The following is a 17,065-nucleotide window of genomic DNA, read 5'->3' on the forward strand; positions in this document are numbered from 1 at the left end:
GAGCAACAGGCGGTGATCCAACGCGCGGCGGGCGGCGAGTGAATTCGCGCCCGTCGTACGGCGGTTCACCGATCCCCCCAGCACGTGAGAGGTTCCACGATGACCACACACCGCGTCAGGCGCCATGCGGCCCGCGCGTTGACCATGACGGTGGCGGCCTGCGCCGTCGCGGCGGCGACCGCCCTTCCGGCGTCCGCCTCCGACCAGCCGACACGACAGCTGCTCATGGCCGACTGCGCCTCGGGCGAAGGCAAGTGCACGTTCAACTCGCCCCGGCTCGGGGAGGCGTACCTGGGTGAGCTCCGCCAGGTGTCGAACTCGCTGTTCAACTGCAGCACGTCCGACTCCACCCAGTCGATGACGTGGGACGACACGGTGGGCTCCACCGACTCCCTGGGAGTCTCCGTCACGGCGGGAGGCAAGATAGCGGGCATCGTCGACCTGAGCGTAACGGCGAGTTACAGCCACAGTTGGTCGAGCAGTCACTCCGAGAGCAGCTCGCTCAATATGACGGTGAAGCCGGGCGAGGTGGGCTGGATCTCGCGCGCCCAGGTGATGCAGCGGGTCTCCGGCACCTGGCAGACCCACTACGACAGCCCCAAGTGGGGTCACTACTACTGGTTCTTCCAGGACACGATCACCAGCCCGGCCAAGAACGGCACGGACGGCAAGAGCAACGCGGTGGTGGTGAAGACCCGCAAGATGACCGCCGCGGAGAAGCGATCCTGCACCGCCGCGGCCCACCAGGGCCGCACCTTCGTCCAACCCCGCTGACCCACCCGCCCCCGCCCCCGCCCCCGCCCGCGCCCCTGCCCGTACCCAGGGCCGGGGCCGGTTCGGGGGCGGACCGGCGGGCCCGGCGGCCGGGGCTTCGCCGCCCTGCTCGCCCAGGTCCCGCTGCTCCGCTGCGAGGCGCTGTCGAAGCCGGCGCTCACCACGACCCGCGAGCCGGTGGCCCTGTACCGCAGGCCCGCCCGCGCGAACCCTCCCACCGCGCGCCGCTCGGCAGCGCCCTCATCCCGCTCGGCGTGGTGCTGTCCCGGCCGGGACCGCGCGCCGAGGCCCTGAAGGTGACCGAGGAGTCCGTCGCGCTGCTGCGCCCGGCGGCACCGGCGCCACCGCCGGCAGCCGTCGGCCTCCTGAATGGTCGCGGCCGAGATCCCCCGGCTGTACGCCCCGGGCCTCGCGCAGGCCCGCGCCCCGGAGGCCCGGTCCCGGAGGCTCGCGCCCTGGAGGGCCGGCTGCGCTGATGACGCCGCCGGGCGCTTTTAGTCGGTGTTTATGAGCGTGTCAAGCCCCGAGATTCCGGAACATGACCCGGATGTGGCCCCCGGGGCTTACTTGTGGTGCGGGCCTCACCGGAAACAAAACGAGGCAGACGGAAGAGACCGAAATCCTCCCCGAGGATCACTTCTCTCCTTCATATCCGCACCGCCCCGGAAATCCGGGACGGTCACATATCCCCCTTCATTCGGTAGGAGAAAGTCATGAACCGCAAGATGCACACCAACAGCACTGTCCGTCCGACCCGTCGCGGCTTCCGCATTGCGACCCTGGCCGCCGCGGCTGCTGTCGTCACCGGTGGTGTCCTGCTCCCGGCGTCCATGGCCTCCGCGGCCCCCGTGGCCTCCCACGTGGCAACGGTCCTCCCGAACGCCGGAGGCGCCGGAGGTGACGGTGGCAAGGGCGGTACCGGCGGGCTCGTCGGTGGCGCCGGTGGCGCAGGTGGCTCCGGTGGCGGCAGCGTCACGGGCACCGGCGGCAAGGGCGGTAACGGCGGTACCGGTGGGGACGGCTTCCTGCTCGGCGGCGCCGGTGGCGGCGGCGGCGGTGGCGGCGAGGGCCGCATCGGTGGAGCCGGTGGTAACGGCGGCAACGGCGGCTTCGGCGTCCTCCAGGGCGGCAACGCCGGTGGCGGCGGCGGGGGCGGCGACGGCTTCCTCAAGGGCGGTAAGGGCGGTAACGGCGGTAACGGCGGCTTCGGCATCTTCAACGGCGGCAACGGTGGCAAGGCCGGAGACGGCGGCCTCGGTGGCCTGATCGGTGGCCTGGGCGGCAACGGTGGCGCCGGTGGCGGAAGCATCTTCTAAACCGCACACACCGCACACACCGCACACACCGCACACACCGCAGTACCCGGCTCAACGGGTGGAGGCCTTCGGGCCTCCACCCTCCCCACCCCCCCCTCTCACCCTGTCTGATCCCCCCACCTCGGTATTTGCGGAAACGGAGAACCACGCCATGTTCACGAAGTCCTGGCAGCGTCCGATCATCCTGGTCACGGCCTCTCTGGCCCTCGTCACCGGTACGGCGTGCGCCGCGCAGGCGTCGCAGCAGTCCCACACCCCCACCGGCCTCAGCGCCTCGGCCCCGGCCGACCAGCCCGAGCACTGCATCGGTTTCGGCGCCGGCGGCAAGGGCGGCAAGGGCGGCGAGGGCGGCAAGGGCGGCCGGGGCGGCGAGCCCGGTCAGCCGGGTGAGCCCGGCCAGCCCGGCGGAGTGGGCTGCCTCAAGTTCGAGGACCTGCCCGACAAGTCGAAGGCGGACCTGACCGTGGTGGACAAGGTGCGCATCGCACTCATCGTGCTGGCGGCCGACGAGCCGGACGAGATGACGAAGAAGATCGCCGACAAGTACAAGATCTCGGACAAGCAGATCGACACCTGGAAGAAGTACTACGTCGAGGGCGACTGGTTCGCGCTCATGGCGGACAGCCGCCCCTGACGAAGAACGCAGGCGCACCGCCGCGGCGCCCCGGCCTGCAGAAGGCCGGGGCGCCGACGAATCTCGGGGAACAGCCGGCCGGACAGGGATCGGGCCACTCGATACGGAAAGCAATTCTTAGGCAAGGGAGAATCTCATGCGTATGCGGTCCACGAAGTTTCGTCTCGGTCTCGTCATTTCGGCCACGCTGATCGGTGCGGGTGCCATGGCACCGGTCGCCACGGCAGCGCCGGCGGCGACAACCGGTCAGGTGGCTCCCGCGTTCGCCGCCGGTGACTCCCATCCCGGCGGGGGCCGGTTCGACGGCAGGGCGGTGCTCGACAGCATCAAGGTGGACAAGGGCAGCGTCCGCGTCGGCGACCGGATCTGTGCGGGCAAGTGCAACGGAACGGTGAACGGCTCCACGAGTGGCAAGGGCGGCATCTGCGCCGGGCTCTGCAACGGGAGCGCCAACGGCGGCACCGGCTCCACCGGCGTGCCGGGCGGCACGGGCGGTACCGGCGGGAAGGGCGGCATCTGCGCCGGCTCCTGCAAGGGGAGCGCCAACGGCGGGACCGGTGGCACCGGCGGGAACGCGCTGCCCGGCGGTGACGGCGGCAAGGGTGGCACCGGCGGCGAGGGCGGCCTCTGCCTCGGCATCGGCTGCGGGGTCACCGGCGGCTTCGGCGGGGCCGGCGGCGCCGGCGGCTTCGACGAGGACTGACCCGAGCGGCCACCACGACGACCACGACCGACCGCATCGCGCACGGTGACCGGCCCCGACGGGGCCGGTCACCGTGCGCGATGCGTATGTGCGGGGGATGCGCCCGGGATGCGTGTGCCGATCCGGTCGGACCGGGCATTCGCGTGGACCCATCGATAGACTTCCAGATAGGAAGAGCGGCCCGCCGCGTCCGGCGGCGTCGTACGGCCAGGTGAGTGGGGCGTCCGATGAGCGAGGTCTCCAACCTCAGCGTGTACGCGGGTCGCGCCTCGGGTCTCATCGGGAAGCGGATCGCGGGCTACCGGGTGGAGCGCATGATCGGCCGCGGCGGCATGGCCGTCGTCTACTGCGCGAAGGACCTGCGCCTGGACCGTACGGTCGCGCTCAAGCTCATCGCCCCGGAACGCGCCCGCGACGAGACCTTCCGACGCCGCTTCACCCACGAATCGCGGGTGGCCGCGTCGATCGACCACCCGCACATCGTGCCCATCTTCGAAGCCGGTGAGACCGACGGCGTGCTCTACATCGCCATGCGCTACGTCTCCGGCCTGGACCTGCGCGCACTGCTGGACCGGGAGGGTCCGCTGCCCGTCGCGACCGCGCTGCGCATCGCCGCCCAGGTGGCGTCCGCGCTCGACGCGGCCCACGACCACGACCTGGTGCACCGGGACGTCAAACCCGGCAACATCCTGGTGGCCGCGGGCACCGACAGCGAGCACCCCGAGCACATCTACCTCACGGACTTCGGGCTGACGAAGAAGTCGCTGGCGCTCACCGGGTTCACCACGGACGGGGAGTTCGTCGGCACGCTCGACTACATGGCGCCGGAACAGATCTCCGGCAGGCCGGTGGACGGCAGGTGCGACCTCTACAGCCTGGCGTGCGTCGTCTACGAGACCCTCGCCGGCGGGCCGCCCTTCCAGCGCGAGGAGGACGCGGCGCTGCTGTGGGCGCACCAGTACGACCCCCCGCCCCCGATCACGGAAAGGCGGCCGGGAATCGCTCCCGCCGCCGCCGACGTGCTGACCAAGGCCCTGTCGAAGATCCCCGAGGACCGCTACGGGTCCTGTCTCGAATTCGTGGCCGCGTTGCGCGTCGCCACGGGAGGCGGCACCGGCCGTACGGCCGATCCGCCTGCGCGGGAGAATTCCCGTACCCCCGGTGCTCCGGGGAACTCCGCGCCCCCGAAGGAGCCCCCGGTCTGGGCCCGGCCCGTCTTCTACGGCCTGCCCGGCGGCCGGTAGGCCGCCCCGCCCGCTACGGGCGCTTCGTTGCCTGCGTGCGTCACAGCCCCATGGAGATGGCCAGACGGGTCATCTCGGCCGTGGTGTTGATGTTCAGCTTGGCGCGGATGCGGCGCAGGTACGCGTCGACCGTGTGCTTCGAGAGCCCCATCTGACGGGCGGCCTGCAGGTAGGTGCAGCCGGCGGCGATGTGTCGCAGGGCCTCCTGCTCGCGCGGGGCGAGCGTGGGGACGGTGGCCTCGGTCTGCGTCTCGGTCTGCGGGGCGGTGAGGGTGAGAGTCATGATTTCCTCCGACAGGTCGGTCTGGTCATCACTGCTCACGTCCTCGGAAGCAGGGGACTCGTACCTGAATGTCGGTGTTTGTCCCTGTTAAAGAGCTTGTGGGCGCGACTTCATGGAGGTGTCCGTCAACTGTCACAGGCGCGTCACAGGGAACATTTCAGTGCATACCGCCCCGCCCTGTACGCGTCCTCAGAACCCGGTGAGGGACTGCTCGGCCCAGATGGTCTTGCCGATGGCCGCGTGCCGGGTGCCCCAGCGCTGGGCGAGCTGGGCCACCAGCAGCAGACCCCGCCCGCCCTCGTCGAAGGTCCGGGCCCGTCGCATGTGCGGGGCGGTACTGCTCGCGTCCGAGACCTCGCAGATCAGGGTGCTGTTCTTCTCGTGGATCAGCCGCAGCTGGATGGGCGGCTGGCCGTACCGGATGGCATTGGTGACCAGCTCACTCACCAGGAGCTCGGTGACGAAGGCGGCCTCGTCCAGTCCCCAGGCCGTCAGCTGGTCGGTGGCCCGGCGCCGGGCCGTGGCGACGACGGAAGGGTCGGAGGGCAGGTCCCAGACGACGACCTGGTCGGCGTGCAGGCCCCGGGTCCGGGCCACGAGCAGGGCCACGTCGTCGTCCGGGCGGTGCGTCAGCATGGTCGTCAGTACCCGGTCGCAGACCGCCTCCAGGGTGTCCGCCGGCCGCACGAGGGCCGCGAACATGCTGTCCAGCGCCTCGTCGATGTCGTGGTCGCGGGGCTGTAGCAGACCGTCCGTGTACAGGGCGAGGATGCTGCCCTCGGGCAGCTCGACCTCGATCGTCTCGAAGGGCAGGCCGCCCAGGCCCAGCGGCGGACCGGCCGGGACGTCGAGCAGGTACACGGAGCCCTCCGGGGAGACCACCGCGGGCGGCGGGTGCCCGGCCCGGGCCACCGTGCACCGGCGGATGACCGGGTCGTAGACCACGTAGAGGCAGGTGGTGCCGATGCCCCCGGCCGTCTCCCCGCCGGTCTCCTGGTCGCCCTCGTCGGCGGACAGGTGGATGACGAGGTCGTCGAGGTGGGTGAGCAACTCGTCGGGGCCCAGGTCCACGTCTGCGAGGGTGCGTACCGCGGTGCGCAGCCGGCCCATGGTGGCGGTGGCCCGGATGCCGTGGCCCACGACATCACCCACGACCAGCGCCACCCGGGCACCGGACAGCGGGATCACGTCGAACCAGTCGCCGCCCACCCCGGCCTCGCCGCCGGCGGGCAGGTAGCGCGAGGCGATCTCCAGCGCTGCCTGATCGGGCAGCGTGTGCGGCAGCAGGCTGCGCTGCAGGGTCATGGTGGTGGTGTGCTCGCGGCCGGACCGGTACGCGTTGCGGATGCCGGCGGCCGCCCGGGCCGTGAGCTCCCCGGCCACCCGCAGGTCCTCCGGCCGGAAGGGCTCCCGCCGCCGGTGGCGGCTGAAGACGGCCACACCGAGCGAGCCCCCTCCGGCCCGCATCGGCACCACCATGAGCGAGTGGGCCCCGTACTCGCCGATCCAGGCGGCCCCGGGGTCCTCGGCGGCCCACCGGGCGAGGGCCGGGTCCGCCGCCCCGTACACGGCGCCGCGGCCCGCGATCAGCGCCTCGACGGGCGGGGACAGCGGCGGATAGCTCGTCGTGTCCCCGACGGCGACCTGGGACTCCGGGGTTCCGTCGAGGACCGACCGTGCCGCGGCGCGGCACACGGTGACCGGCCCGTCCACCGGGACCGAGGACGGCTCGTCGCCGCGCGGAAGGGGTTCCAGCAGGTCGACGACCGCGAAGTCGGCGAACCGGGGGACGGCGGCGTCGGCCAGTTCGTGTGCGGTGCGCACGCTGTCCAGGGTGGTCCCGATGGGCGCGGCCTCGCTGTCGATCTCGTCCGTCAGGAGCATCTGGTGCTGGACGCTCTCCACCCCGCTCCGGTCGTGCGCGGCCAGGCACACGGCGTGCACCCGGCCGTCCGGATCCCGCAACGGCGCCACCGAGGTCGCCCAGCCGTGATCCGCGCCGCCGCCCGTCGGATGGACGAAGGACTCCATGTACTGCGGCTCACCGGATTCCAGGGCCAGGCGCATCCTGCGCTCGGTCTCGTCGCTCACCGGATCCGGCGCGATCTCCGGCAGCCGCAGCCCGCGCATCTCTGCCTCCGTGAGGGAGAGGGTGCGCTCCATGCCGGAATTCGCCCGTACCAGCCGCAGATCGGCATCGAAGATCGCCAGGAAGCAGGGTGACTGGGTGAAGGCCCATTCCTTCAGCGGCTCCTCCCAGGGCGAGGGGCCCGTGCCGCCGACGGCGGACACCACGAACCACTTGGTGATCCCACCGCTGGACATCCAGCGGTGCGCGAGCAACGCCACCTCGATCCGGTGGCCGTCCCGGTGCCGCAACGCCACCGTGCCGCTCCACCGCTCCTGCCCGGACGGAACCCGGCTCGCCGCGTCACTGAGGACATCGGCGAGCCGGTGGGCGGCGGGCAGCCCCACGACCTCGGACGGCACGTAGCCGAGCAGACGGGTGGCTCCCTCGCTCCACTCGGTGACGATGCCCTCCTCGTTGATCGTGGCCGCGGCCGTGTACGCCGACTCGAAGGCGCCCGTCTCCTCGGGCCGCTCACCAGGAGAGGTGGGAACTCGCTCCATCGCCACTCATCTCGCCCTCGCTCGTTCCGCTGCCGCCGTCCCACGGGACCCGCACGGCCAGGCGCTCCTGTGACCAGGATGATCCAGCGGGGCAAGGAGCACCAACGCAGGACACGGCCTGTGCGGACGGCCGGAGGACGGTGTGCACGGCGGTGGTCACGCGGCCGTGGCCGTGTCGAGGAGCAGCAGCTCGCGTGCCAGCGCGGCGACGGCCTCCCTGATCCGGCCGGGCGTGTGGTCGTACGTGACGAAGAAGCGCAGCCGGGCCAGTTCCTCCGGTACCGCCGGATGGAGGATGGGGTTGACGCTGATGCCCTTCTGGAACAGGGCCTCCGCGAGGCGCAGGGTCTTCAGCGAGTCCCCCACGATGCACGGGACGACCGGCGTGCGGTGGCTGTCGCCGGTGTCGATGCCCGCCTCGCGCGCGAGGTGGACGAACAGCGCCGCGTTCTCCGCGAGACGCGCCACGCGCTCCGGCTCGGTACGCAGCATGCGCAGGGCGCTCAGGGACGCCGCGGTGTCGGCCGGGGTCATTCCGGCGCTGTAGACGAAGCCGGGGACGGTGTAGCGAAGGTACTCCACGACCGGGCGGCTCCCCGCGACGTAGCCGCCGCAGCTCGCCAGGGCCTTGGACAGGGTGCCCGACCACAGGTCGACGGCCGTGCGGTCGATGTCGAAGTGCTCGCCGATGCCGCGCCCCGTCCGGCCGATGGTCCCGATGCTGTGCGCCTCGTCGATCATCAGCAGGCAGCCGTGCCGGTGCTTGACCTCGACCAGGGCGGGCAGGTCGGCGATGTCCCCGTCCATGCTGTACACGCCCTCGACGACGACGAGGACCCGTCGGTACTCGCCGCGGACCTGCGTCAGCAGGGCGTCGAGGGCGGCCGCGTCGTTGTGGGGGAAGGGCCGCCGGGTCGCGCCGGAGAGCCTGCACCCCTGCAGGATGCTGTCGTGGGCGAGGGCGTCGTGGACGACGAGGTCCCCGGGTCCGACGAGGTGCCCGATCACGGTGACGTTGGTGGCGTGACCGTTGGCCAGGGTGATCGCCGCCTCGCATCCGAGCAGGTCGGCGAGCTCGTTCTCCAGTTCCAGGTGGAGCGGGCGGCTGCCGGACAGGAGCCGGCTGGCCGACACCGAGGTCCCGAAGCGCTCCGTTGCCTCCCGGGCCGCCGCGCTCACCTGCGGGTGGGTCGCCAGGCCCAGGTAGTTGTAGCTGGAGAAGGAGAGGAGCTCCCGGCCGTCGACGACGGTCGTGTCCGTCATGCCGCCCTGGTGGACGAGGAAGTACGGATTGGGCAGCCCCAGCCCGGACAGGGCGGCGATGCGCTCGCTGTGGGCGACGACCTCGGGGAAGCACTCGATCCGCGTGTGCTCCTCGGGCGGCGCGGTGGCTGCCGGAGCCGGAGCCGGAGCCGGAGCCGGAGCCGGCGCCCGATCCGGATCCGGATCCGGCGCCCGGTCCGGGGCGGGTTCGTGGGCAGGATCGGGCGCCTGGCCCTCGCCGTCTCCGGAGCGCTGCTCGGGGAGGGCAGTCGGTACGGCGTCCGGGCATCCGGCCGCGATCATCGCGGCGATCGCTCCGACGGTCGGCCGGTCGGTGACCGTCTCGTCGTAGGTCCACTGCGGCCACTGCTGTCCGAGGGTGGTGAACAGGTCGGTCAGCATCAGCGAGTCGAAGCCGAGGTCGTCGACCAGCAGCTGGTCGTCGTGCAGATGAGCCACCGGGAAGGCACTGACCCGGGCCACGTGTGCGAGCACGGTCTCCCTGATCCCGGTGAGCTCCCCGGGCGGTGCCGGATCCTCGTCCACGGGAACGTCAAGAGGAACGCCGACGGGAGCGGCGGACGGGGGTGCGGCCGGAGCGGCCGCCGGCGCGGCGGGGCTCCGCTCCGGGAGCGCGCCGGCGAGGCGGGCCAGCAGCGCCGTCTGCTGTTGCACCAGCCGCAGCAGTTCGTCCATCGGGCGGTGCGTCGACTCGTCCGTCTTCCGGGAGCGCCCGCGAGGCACCCAGTAGGACCGGGTGGCGAGCCTCGCCACCGGCAGGTCGAGCAGGCGGCGCTCCTCCCGGGGAACCAGGGCGCGCGGGTCGACGGCCACGCCCAGGACCGCGAGCCGGGCGAGGGCCCGTACGAGGCTGCGGGCGCCGTCCGGAGCCTCCCCGGTGACGGCGACGACGTGTGTGTCGCCGCGGTCGGCGAGGCTGCGCCGCACCGAGGTCAGCAATGAGTTGCCGCCGGTCACCTGGAGGAATATCCGGCCCCCCTGGCGGTAGGCGGTACGCACGGCATCGTCGAACCGGACCGGCGCGGACGCGTGGCGGGCCCACAGCTCGCGCAGCCGCCCGGGATCGGTGCACAGGTCTGCGCTCACGGACGACACGAACGGCAGGACCGGGCTGCTCACGGGGCGGCCGGCGAGGTCCGCGCGCATCCTCTCGTCGGCGGCGGCGAGCCGCGGCGAGTGGAAGGCGTTCGACACGTCGAGCGCCACCGTGACGACGCCCGCCTCGGCGCAGGCCTGCCGCATCGCGGCGAGCCCGTGCGGCGTACCGCTGACGACGACCTGCCGCGGCTGGTTGAAGCAGGCGAGCCACACGTCGTCGATGCCGGTCACCAGCCGGCGGCAGGTCTCCTTGTTGGTCTGCACGGCGAGCATCCCGCCGCGCAGCCCGCTCTCGGTCTCCCGCAGGGTCGCACCCCGGTGGACCAGCAGTCGCACGGTGTCCTCCGCGGTGAGGGCGCCGGCCGCCGCGGCCGCCGCGAACTCCCCGACGCTGTGGCCGAGGACCAGGTCGGGCCGGACTCCGAGGTCGGCGAGGAGCCGGGTGGCGGCGATCTGGACGGTACCGAGCAGCGGCTGGCACACCTCGGTCGAGGCGAGGCGGTGCCCGAGCTCCCCGTCCCCGGCGCCGACCACGGCCGCAGCCCCGCTCCCGCCCCCGCCCCCGCCCCCGGCTCCGGACACGGCCTCGGACCCGGTGTCGCCGTCGGTGCCGGGCGTCCCGCCGTACAACAGGTCGACCAGGTCGAAGCCGCTGTCCCGGCGGGCCGCGGCGCCGAGGGCGTCGACGGTCGCCCGGAAGCCCGGGAACCTCTCGTAGAGGTCCCGCATCATGTTCGGCCGCTGGCTGCCCTGGCCGGGGAAGAGGAGGGCGAGGCGGCGCCGGTCGGCCGGCAGTGGAGCGTCGGCGGCGAAGGCGCCGTCGCCGAGGTCGCCGCGGTCCCCGGCGGCGAGCTGCCGGCGCGCGCGGCGCAGCCGCCGGACGAACGCCTCCGTGTCGTCGGCCACGATCGCGAGCCGGGCCGTCAGCGGCCGGCGGGAGCCGAGGGTGTGGGCCACGGCCGCCAGCGGGGCGGAGTCCGCCGTGTCGAGTGCGTCGAGAACGTCGCCGATGTGCTGGTCCAGCAGCCCGGGGTCGCCGGCCGAGAGCAGGACGAGCTGCGGTCCGGCGGCCCCGCCGGGTTCCGCAGGGCCGTCGGGGGCGGGGGCGGGGGCGGTGGCTCGGGCGGGGGCGGGCCGCTCCTCCAGAACCACGTGGACGTTCGTCCCGCCGAATCCGAACGAACTGACGGCGGCCCGGCGCGGAGCGCCGGAGGTCGGAAAGGGCCGAGGGCCGTCGGCGAGGCGCAGGCCCGAGGTGTCGATGTCCAGGTCCGGACGGGCGACGGTCCTCGGCTGCGGAACGATCGTGCGGTGGTGGACCACCAGGGCCGTCTTGATCAGCCCGGCGATGCCGGCCGCGGACAGGGAGTGCCCGATGAGGGCCTTGCCGGCGCCGAGGTAGCACAGCGAGGGGTCGTCGTCGGGGTACTCGGTGCGCAGCCGGCGCAGCGCCTCCACCTCCACGAGGTCGCCGGTGACGGTACCGGTGCCGTGGGCCTCCAGGAAGCCCACGGTGGACGGGGCGAGGCCGGCGTCTTCGTAGGCCCGGCGCATGGCACGCAGCTGGCCCTCGGGAGCGGGTGCGAGCGGTCCGGGGGACGCGCCGTCATTGGCGGAGCCGATGCCCCTGATCACCGCGTAGACCCGGTCGCCCGCGGCGAGCGCGTCGTCGAGCGGCCGTACGACGACGGCGCCGGCGCCCTCGCCGAGGACGAATCCGTCGGCACCCTCGTCGAAGGGGCGGCAGACCCCGGTGGCGGACAGCGCCCGGAGCGTGGAGAAACCGATCAGGCCGTCGGGCGTGAGGTTGAGGTACACGCCGCCGACGACGGCGATCCGGCAGCCGCCCTGGCGCAGTTGCGCCACGGCCTGGTCCAGGGCGACCAGCGAGCCGGAACAGGCGGCGTCGACGGCGAAGCTGGGCCCGCCGAGGTCGAAGTGCCGGCTGACGGTGCCGGGAGCCATGTTGAGCAGGCTGCCCGGCAGGCTGAACGCCTGGACGCTGCCGAGTGCCTCCGCGTGCTCCCGGACGGCGTCGAGGACACCGCGGTGCTCCGCCGTCGCCTGCCCTGCGTCGTCGGCCAGGGCGATGGCCCGGATGGGGGCCGACATGAGGTCCTTGTAGTCGGACACCGACAGTCCGCAGAAGACCCCGGTGTTCTCCCGGTCGAAGTCGCCCCGGCCCAGCCCCGCGTCGTCCAGGGCCTCGCGGGTGACGTCGAGCAGCAGGCGGTGCTGCGGGTCCATGGCCCGGGCGCGCGCGGGCGGTACGCCGTAGTGCGACGCGTCGAAGCGGTCCACGTCGTCGAGGAAGGCGACCTGGTCGGTGTACGCGGCGTGGGGGGCCGAAGGATCGCCGGGTTCGTGGAAGGCCTCGTGGTTCCAGCGCTCCTTCGGGACGGCGGCGAACTGACGTTCCCCGCTCAGCAGGAGCTTCCAGTAGGCGCTGATGTCGGGTGCGCCGGGGAAGCGGCAGCCGAGTCCGGTGATGGCGATGTCGGTCATGGGAGGTCTTCCTTGTCGTGAGGCGGGGAGCGGGGCGGGGGGCGCGCCGCTGGTCAGTGGCGCGCGCGGGCGGGGTTGCGGAGGGCGGGCCGGGCCGTGGGACACCTCCGGACGGGGGCCGGGGGAGGACGGGGCGCCGGGCTCGGTCCCGCGGGCCGCAGGGGAGGTGGGGCCCACCAGTTCAGGCCGCCCGCCAGGCGCATGAGCGCCGGGACGGGGACGCCCCGGACGAGCGTGGCGTCGAGGAGGACGCCGAGGCCCGCACCGATCCCGAAGAACTGCAGGAGGAAGACCTGCGAGGTGCCGAAGCTCAGGAGGGTGAAGGCGAGCAGGGCGCCCGCGGTGGTCACGATGCCGCCCGTGCGGGCCATGCCCGAGACGATCGAGCGGGCGTTGTCCTGCCCGGCGTCGTGCGCCTCCTTGATGCGGGCGAGGACGAACACCTCGTAGTCCACCGAGAGCCCGAACACGATGCAGAACAGCAGGACCGGCATGGTCGTGCTGAGGGGTCCCGGGGTGAAGCCGAGCAGTTCGTGCAGGTGACCCGACTGGAAGACCCACACCATGGCGCCGAGGACGGCCGCGAGGCTCAGCCCGTTCAGTGCGATGGCCTTCAGCGGCAGGAGCAGGCTGCGCGTGAAGCCGAGCAGCAGCGCGAAGGTGGTGACGGTGATCAGGGCGAGTGCCAGCGGGAACCGGTCGCCCACGGTGGCCTTGGCGTCGACCAGGACCGCGCTCGGTCCGCCGACCAGGGCCTCGGTGCCCGCCGGGGCGGCGATCGCGCGGATCTCGCGGACGAGCTGCTGGGCGGCGTGCGACCGGGGGTCGACCCGCGGCACCACGGAGAGCTGGACCGGGCCGTCACCGGCGGGCGGCCGGGCCTGCGATCCGGCGGGGCCGGGGACCACTGCCCGCGCTCCGCCGCGGAACACGCCGTCGGGGCCCGTGACCTGGGCGACCTGCGGGAGGGCGGACAGCCTGCGGGCGTGGTCCTCGCGCGCCTGCGGGGAGGCGTCGGCGGTGGTGACGACCGTCAGCGCACTGGAGCCCGCCATGTCGAACCGGTCGCGCACCAGGTCACCGGTCTGGCGACTCGACGCGCTCACGGGCAGCGCCCGGTCGTCGGGGGTGGCGAAGTCGGCTGCGCGAAGGGCGCCGCGAGCAGCACCAGCAGGCCCGTCACGGGCAGCGCCGCGATCAGCGGGCGGCGTACGACGATCCGCGCCAGCTCCTCCCAGAAGCCGGACCGGGACCCGGAGCGGACCCGGCGGCGCCACGGCACGGCCCAGGCGTTGACCCGCTTGCCGAGCAGCGCGAGCAGGGCGGGCAGGGCGGGCAGGACGGTCACGGCGCTCACCGCCGCGATCACCACCACGGCGATGCCCGCGTAGGCGAAGGAGCGCAGGAAGTACGGCGGGAACACCAGCAGTGTGGCGAGTGCGACCGCCGCGCGGCTGGATCCGGAGCGCGGATCGTCGTAGCCCTGGGTCTTCAGCCGGCCGGTGGCGTCCGTACCGAACAGGACGGACACGACGAGGAACAGGAGCGCGGCGGCGAGGACGAGTCGGGGGCTACGGGTCACGAAAGCCCCTGCGCGGCGGAACATGGATGCCTCCGATGGCGGACGCGATGCGTTCCTGCTCTCGCGCAGGAAGGTCGCTATCCACCGTGCCCGCGGGCGGGACGGGGCCGTAGCCCCGGCCATACGTGCCTTGACAGGAGCGGGGGCTGCGGTGTCCGGGACCGCCCGCCGACACGCAGGGTGACAAGCCGTGCCGACGGGTCACTCGATGTGGTGGGTCCGCGACGGGAGTGGCGGCGCCGGGGTGCGTCCGGTGCGTCCGCCGCCGACTATGGCGGCGTACCACCCCCACTGCCGTTGTCAGGAGCTCACCATGCTGGAGCGCAAGCTGCGCAAGGACCGCACCGAGGTCACCTTCATCCTGCCCGTGGACACCCCGCCGGGGCCGGTCAGCGTGGTGGGCGACTTCAACGACTGGCAGCCCGGTGTCCACACCCTGGCCCGCCGGAAGGACGGCAAGCGCGCCGTGACCGTCGAACTGCCCAGCAGGAGCACGCACTCGTTCCGGTATCTGGCCGCCGGGGACTACTGGTTCAACGACGAGAGCGCCGGGGACCAGGACGGCCCCAACAGCCGTCTGCACACCTGAGGGCCTTCACTCCCCGAGGGCCGGGCGCGCCCCGGTCGTCGACCCCGCAGCCGGGGCGGCGGCCGGGGCGCGCTGCTGCCGTGCCCCGGGTGACGCATGCGCCGCAACGTCAAGGTAAGGTTAGGCTAAGCTAATCGTTCAGCAGTGCATATTTGGGGGCGAGTTGACGGCCTCCGGCTCCTGACTGCCCGATTTGTCTATCGACAGCCCGCCATGGAATCAGCTTAGCTTTGCCTAAGTTACGGCCCGCTGACACCATGCTTCGCCCCGGCGGCTCGAAGGGATGACGTAGAGCAACATGGGCACGATCGCAGTGGAACGCCCCGTGCCCAGGGGCGTAACGGAGGCCCGTCGGCGGCGGGTTGCCGGTTCGGTCATCCTGGTTCTGGTCCTCCTGGTCGCCATGGTGCTCTCGCTGGCCGTCGGCGCGCGTGCGCTGACCCCCGGCGAGGTGTGGCGCGGGCTGGTGGCACCGCCGGATCCCGATCAGCGGCTGACCGAGATACGGCTCATCGTGCGTACCGTACGGGTGCCCCGCACGGTGCTCGCGGTCGTGGCGGGCACGGCCCTGGGGGTCGGCGGGGCGCTGATCCAGGGGTACACGCGCAACCCGATCGCCGACACCGGCCTGCTGGGGGTCAACTCCGGCGCCTCGTTCGCCGTGGTGCTGGTGATCGCCCTCTTCGGCTTCGCCGACCCCTTCCAGTACGTCTGGTTCGCCTTCCTGGGCGCCGCGGTCGCCGGTGTCATCGTCTTCGGGCTGGCGAGCATCGGCCGGGGCGCCGGCAATCCGTTGACCCTCGCACTGGCCGGGCAGGGGGTCACGGTGTTCCTGGCCGCGATGACGACGGCGGTCGCGCTGTCGGACAAGGCCTCCCTGAACGCCCTGCGCTTCTGGAACGCGGGCTCCGTGGCCGGCGTCGGATTCGGCATCATCCGGCCGGTGGCCGCCTTCGTCGCCGTCGGTCTGGTGCTGGCCCTGATCACGCTGCCGGCCCTGAACCTGCTCAACCTCGGCGACGACGTCGCACGGGGGCTGGGGGTGAACATCGCACTGAGCCGGACCGTCGGCATCGTCGCCATCACCCTGCTGGCGGGGGCGGCGACGGCGGCGTGCGGCCCCATCGCCTTCCTCGGCCTGATGGTGGCCCACCTGGCCCGGTACCTGACCGGGCCGGACTACCGGTGGCTGGTGCCCTGCGCGGGTCTCCTCGGCGCCATCGTCCTGTTGGTGTGCGACATGGCGGGGAGGCTGCTGGTGCGACCGGGGGAACTGGACGCGGGTGTGGTCGTGGCCCTCCTCGGAGCCCCGTTCTTCGCGGTTCTGGTGTGGCGCGGAAAGTTCAAGAGCGCATGACCGGGACCGACGTGAAGGCCTCGGTGACGCCGGGCGTGCGGCTCGGCCGGGTCTCTTTCGTGTGGCGGCCGTGGGTGCTGTGCGTGACGCTGTTGCTCGCGGCGGCCGCCTTCCTCGTGTTCTGCCTGTCCATCGGCGTCGGGGACTTCCCCATCGGCCTGTCCCGGGTGATCGCCACGATCCTCGGCGGGGGTGAACAGGTCGACAAATTCGTGATCATGGACCTGCGGATGCCGCGCGCCCTGGCCGGGCTGGTCGTGGGGGTGGCGCTGGGGGTGTCCGGAGCGATCACCCAGTCCATCGCGCGCAACCCGCTGGCCAGCCCGGACATCCTGGGGGTCACCGGGGGCGCCGGCGCGGTCGCGGTGTTCCTGGTGACGGTGTCGGGCGGAACCGCCGCGGCGGTCGTCAGCTCCGTGGGCCTGTCCGGGGCGGCGCTCGCGGGCGGCCTCGGCACGGGCCTCCTCGTGTACTTCCTGGCGTGGCGGCGCGGGATCGACGGTTTCCGGCTCATCCTCATCGGCATCTCGGTGAGCGCCGTCATGGAGGCCATTACGACCTGGCTGCTGGTCACGGCCGACATCAGGGACGTGGCCCGGGCCCAGGCCTGGCTGATCGGCTCGCTGGACAACCGGTCGTGGGACGACGTGGGCGTCGCGCTGTGGGGCACCCTGGCCCTGCTGGTCGTCGTGACGGGCGTCGCCTTCCAGTTCAAGCCGCTGCACCTCGGCGACGACGTGGCGGCGGGCCTCGGCGTCCGCTGCACGAGGGTGCGGGCGGTGCTGCTGCTGTGCGCTGTCCTGCTGGCCGGCGTGGCGGTGAGCGCGGCCGGCCCGGTCCCGTTCGTCGCGCTGGTGGCGCCGCAGGTGGCGATGCGCCTGGCGAAGTGCCCGACGCCACCGATGGCCGCCTCCGGGTTGGTGGGAGCCCTGCTGCTGATCGGCGCGGACCTGATCGCCCGTACGGCACTGCCGATCACCCTCCCGGTGGGCGTGGTGACGGCCGCGATCGGCGGCCCCTTCCTCATCCATCTGCTGGTGCGGGCCAACCTCCGCTAGCCGATAC

General features: G+C 72.8%; 13 protein-coding genes. 8 read left to right on the top strand and 5 right to left on the bottom strand.

Features of this window, described 5'->3' with window-relative positions; all coding sequences use genetic code 11:
• Nucleotides 1-99 precede the first annotated feature (99 nt).
• The 5 genes from IE257_RS08325 to IE257_RS08345 all read left to right on the top strand — a co-directional run bounded on the left by IE257_RS08325 (nucleotide 100) and on the right by IE257_RS08345 (nucleotide 4,671).
• Nucleotides 100-774: a hypothetical protein gene (locus IE257_RS08325; protein ID WP_189966321.1), complete on the top strand. Its 675-nt coding sequence runs from the start codon at nucleotides 100-102 to the stop codon at nucleotides 772-774.
• A gap of 713 nt (nucleotides 775-1,487) precedes the next feature.
• Nucleotides 1,488-2,090: a hypothetical protein gene (locus IE257_RS08330; RefSeq protein WP_189966322.1), complete on the top strand. Its 603-nt coding sequence runs from the start codon at nucleotides 1,488-1,490 to the stop codon at nucleotides 2,088-2,090.
• A 151-nt stretch (nucleotides 2,091-2,241) separates the two neighbouring features.
• The gene (locus IE257_RS08335) at nucleotides 2,242-2,724 is read left to right on the top strand and encodes a hypothetical protein (RefSeq protein WP_189966324.1); all 483 of its coding nucleotides are present in this window, start codon (nucleotides 2,242-2,244) and stop codon (nucleotides 2,722-2,724) included.
• A gap of 136 nt (nucleotides 2,725-2,860) precedes the next feature.
• The gene (locus IE257_RS38870; protein WP_189966326.1) at nucleotides 2,861-3,427 is read left to right on the top strand and encodes a hypothetical protein; all 567 of its coding nucleotides are present in this window, start codon (nucleotides 2,861-2,863) and stop codon (nucleotides 3,425-3,427) included.
• A 227-nt stretch (nucleotides 3,428-3,654) separates the two neighbouring features.
• A complete protein-coding gene (locus tag IE257_RS08345) occupies nucleotides 3,655-4,671 on the top strand; it encodes a serine/threonine-protein kinase (RefSeq protein WP_189966328.1) in 1,017 nt (338 codons plus the stop codon).
• A gap of 40 nt (nucleotides 4,672-4,711) precedes the next feature.
• Here the strand turns inward: IE257_RS08345 and IE257_RS08350 are convergent, their stop codons facing one another.
• The 5 genes from IE257_RS08350 to IE257_RS08370 form a co-directional block, all read right to left on the bottom strand.
• Nucleotides 4,712-4,954 carry a response regulator transcription factor gene (locus IE257_RS08350; RefSeq protein ID WP_189966330.1) on the bottom strand — a complete coding sequence of 81 codons (243 nt, stop codon included), beginning with the start codon at nucleotides 4,952-4,954 and terminating at the stop codon, nucleotides 4,712-4,714.
• Between the two features lie 189 nt (nucleotides 4,955-5,143).
• Nucleotides 5,144-7,585, bottom strand: coding sequence for a SpoIIE family protein phosphatase (locus tag IE257_RS08355; protein WP_189966332.1), 2,442 nt, complete (start codon nucleotides 7,583-7,585; stop codon nucleotides 5,144-5,146).
• 156 nt (nucleotides 7,586-7,741) lie between these two features.
• Complete coding sequence (locus tag IE257_RS08360) at nucleotides 7,742-12,472, bottom strand: type I polyketide synthase (RefSeq protein ID WP_209468368.1); 4,731 nt, start codon at nucleotides 12,470-12,472, stop codon at nucleotides 7,742-7,744.
• Between the two features lie 53 nt (nucleotides 12,473-12,525).
• Nucleotides 12,526-13,578, bottom strand: coding sequence for an MMPL family transporter (locus tag IE257_RS08365; protein ID WP_189966334.1), 1,053 nt, complete (start codon nucleotides 13,576-13,578; stop codon nucleotides 12,526-12,528).
• Nucleotides 13,575-14,054: an MMPL family transporter gene (locus IE257_RS08370; RefSeq protein WP_189966335.1), complete on the bottom strand. Its 480-nt coding sequence runs from the start codon at nucleotides 14,052-14,054 to the stop codon at nucleotides 13,575-13,577. Before IE257_RS08370 ends, IE257_RS08365 begins: the two co-directional genes overlap by 4 nt.
• Nucleotides 14,055-14,367: 313 nt before the next feature.
• Between IE257_RS08370 and IE257_RS08375 the strand changes: the two genes are divergently transcribed.
• The 3 genes from IE257_RS08375 (at nucleotide 14,368) to IE257_RS08385 (ending at nucleotide 17,058) form a co-directional block, all read left to right on the top strand.
• Complete coding sequence (locus IE257_RS08375; protein ID WP_033225103.1) at nucleotides 14,368-14,643, top strand: isoamylase early set domain-containing protein; 276 nt, start codon at nucleotides 14,368-14,370, stop codon at nucleotides 14,641-14,643.
• 298 nt (nucleotides 14,644-14,941) lie between these two features.
• The gene (locus tag IE257_RS08380) at nucleotides 14,942-16,000 is read left to right on the top strand and encodes a FecCD family ABC transporter permease (protein WP_189966337.1); all 1,059 of its coding nucleotides are present in this window, start codon (nucleotides 14,942-14,944) and stop codon (nucleotides 15,998-16,000) included.
• Entirely contained in the window at nucleotides 15,997-17,058 is a 1,062-nt protein-coding gene (locus tag IE257_RS08385) for a FecCD family ABC transporter permease (RefSeq protein WP_189966339.1), read from the top strand. Before IE257_RS08380 ends, IE257_RS08385 begins: the two co-directional genes overlap by 4 nt.
• Nucleotides 17,059-17,065 lie beyond the last annotated feature (7 nt).

Origin of the sequence: Streptomyces avidinii (assembly GCF_014650695.1) — a bacterium.
In the GTDB taxonomy this organism is placed as follows: domain Bacteria; phylum Actinomycetota; class Actinomycetes; order Streptomycetales; family Streptomycetaceae; genus Streptomyces; species Streptomyces avidinii.

What these genes read in the sequence shown, in the direction of transcription:
- IE257_RS08325 (WP_189966321.1), top strand. Translation starts at nt 100, where the DNA reads ATGACCACACACCGCGTCAGGCGCCATGCGGCCCGCGCGTTGACCATG.
- IE257_RS08330 (WP_189966322.1), top strand. Translation starts at nt 1,488, where the DNA reads ATGAACCGCAAGATGCACACCAACAGCACTGTCCGTCCGACCCGTCGC.
- IE257_RS08335 (WP_189966324.1), top strand. Translation starts at nt 2,242, where the DNA reads ATGTTCACGAAGTCCTGGCAGCGTCCGATCATCCTGGTCACGGCCTCT.
- IE257_RS38870 (WP_189966326.1), top strand. Translation starts at nt 2,861, where the DNA reads ATGCGTATGCGGTCCACGAAGTTTCGTCTCGGTCTCGTCATTTCGGCC.
- IE257_RS08345 (WP_189966328.1), top strand. Translation starts at nt 3,655, where the DNA reads ATGAGCGAGGTCTCCAACCTCAGCGTGTACGCGGGTCGCGCCTCGGGT.
- IE257_RS08350 (WP_189966330.1), bottom strand. Translation starts at nt 4,954, where the DNA reads ATGACTCTCACCCTCACCGCCCCGCAGACCGAGACGCAGACCGAGGCC.
- IE257_RS08355 (WP_189966332.1), bottom strand. Translation starts at nt 7,585, where the DNA reads ATGGAGCGAGTTCCCACCTCTCCTGGTGAGCGGCCCGAGGAGACGGGC.
- IE257_RS08360 (WP_209468368.1), bottom strand. Translation starts at nt 12,472, where the DNA reads ATGACCGACATCGCCATCACCGGACTCGGCTGCCGCTTCCCCGGCGCA.
- IE257_RS08375 (WP_033225103.1), top strand. Translation starts at nt 14,368, where the DNA reads ATGCTGGAGCGCAAGCTGCGCAAGGACCGCACCGAGGTCACCTTCATC.
- IE257_RS08380 (WP_189966337.1), top strand. Translation starts at nt 14,942, where the DNA reads ATGGGCACGATCGCAGTGGAACGCCCCGTGCCCAGGGGCGTAACGGAG.
- IE257_RS08385 (WP_189966339.1), top strand. Translation starts at nt 15,997, where the DNA reads ATGACCGGGACCGACGTGAAGGCCTCGGTGACGCCGGGCGTGCGGCTC.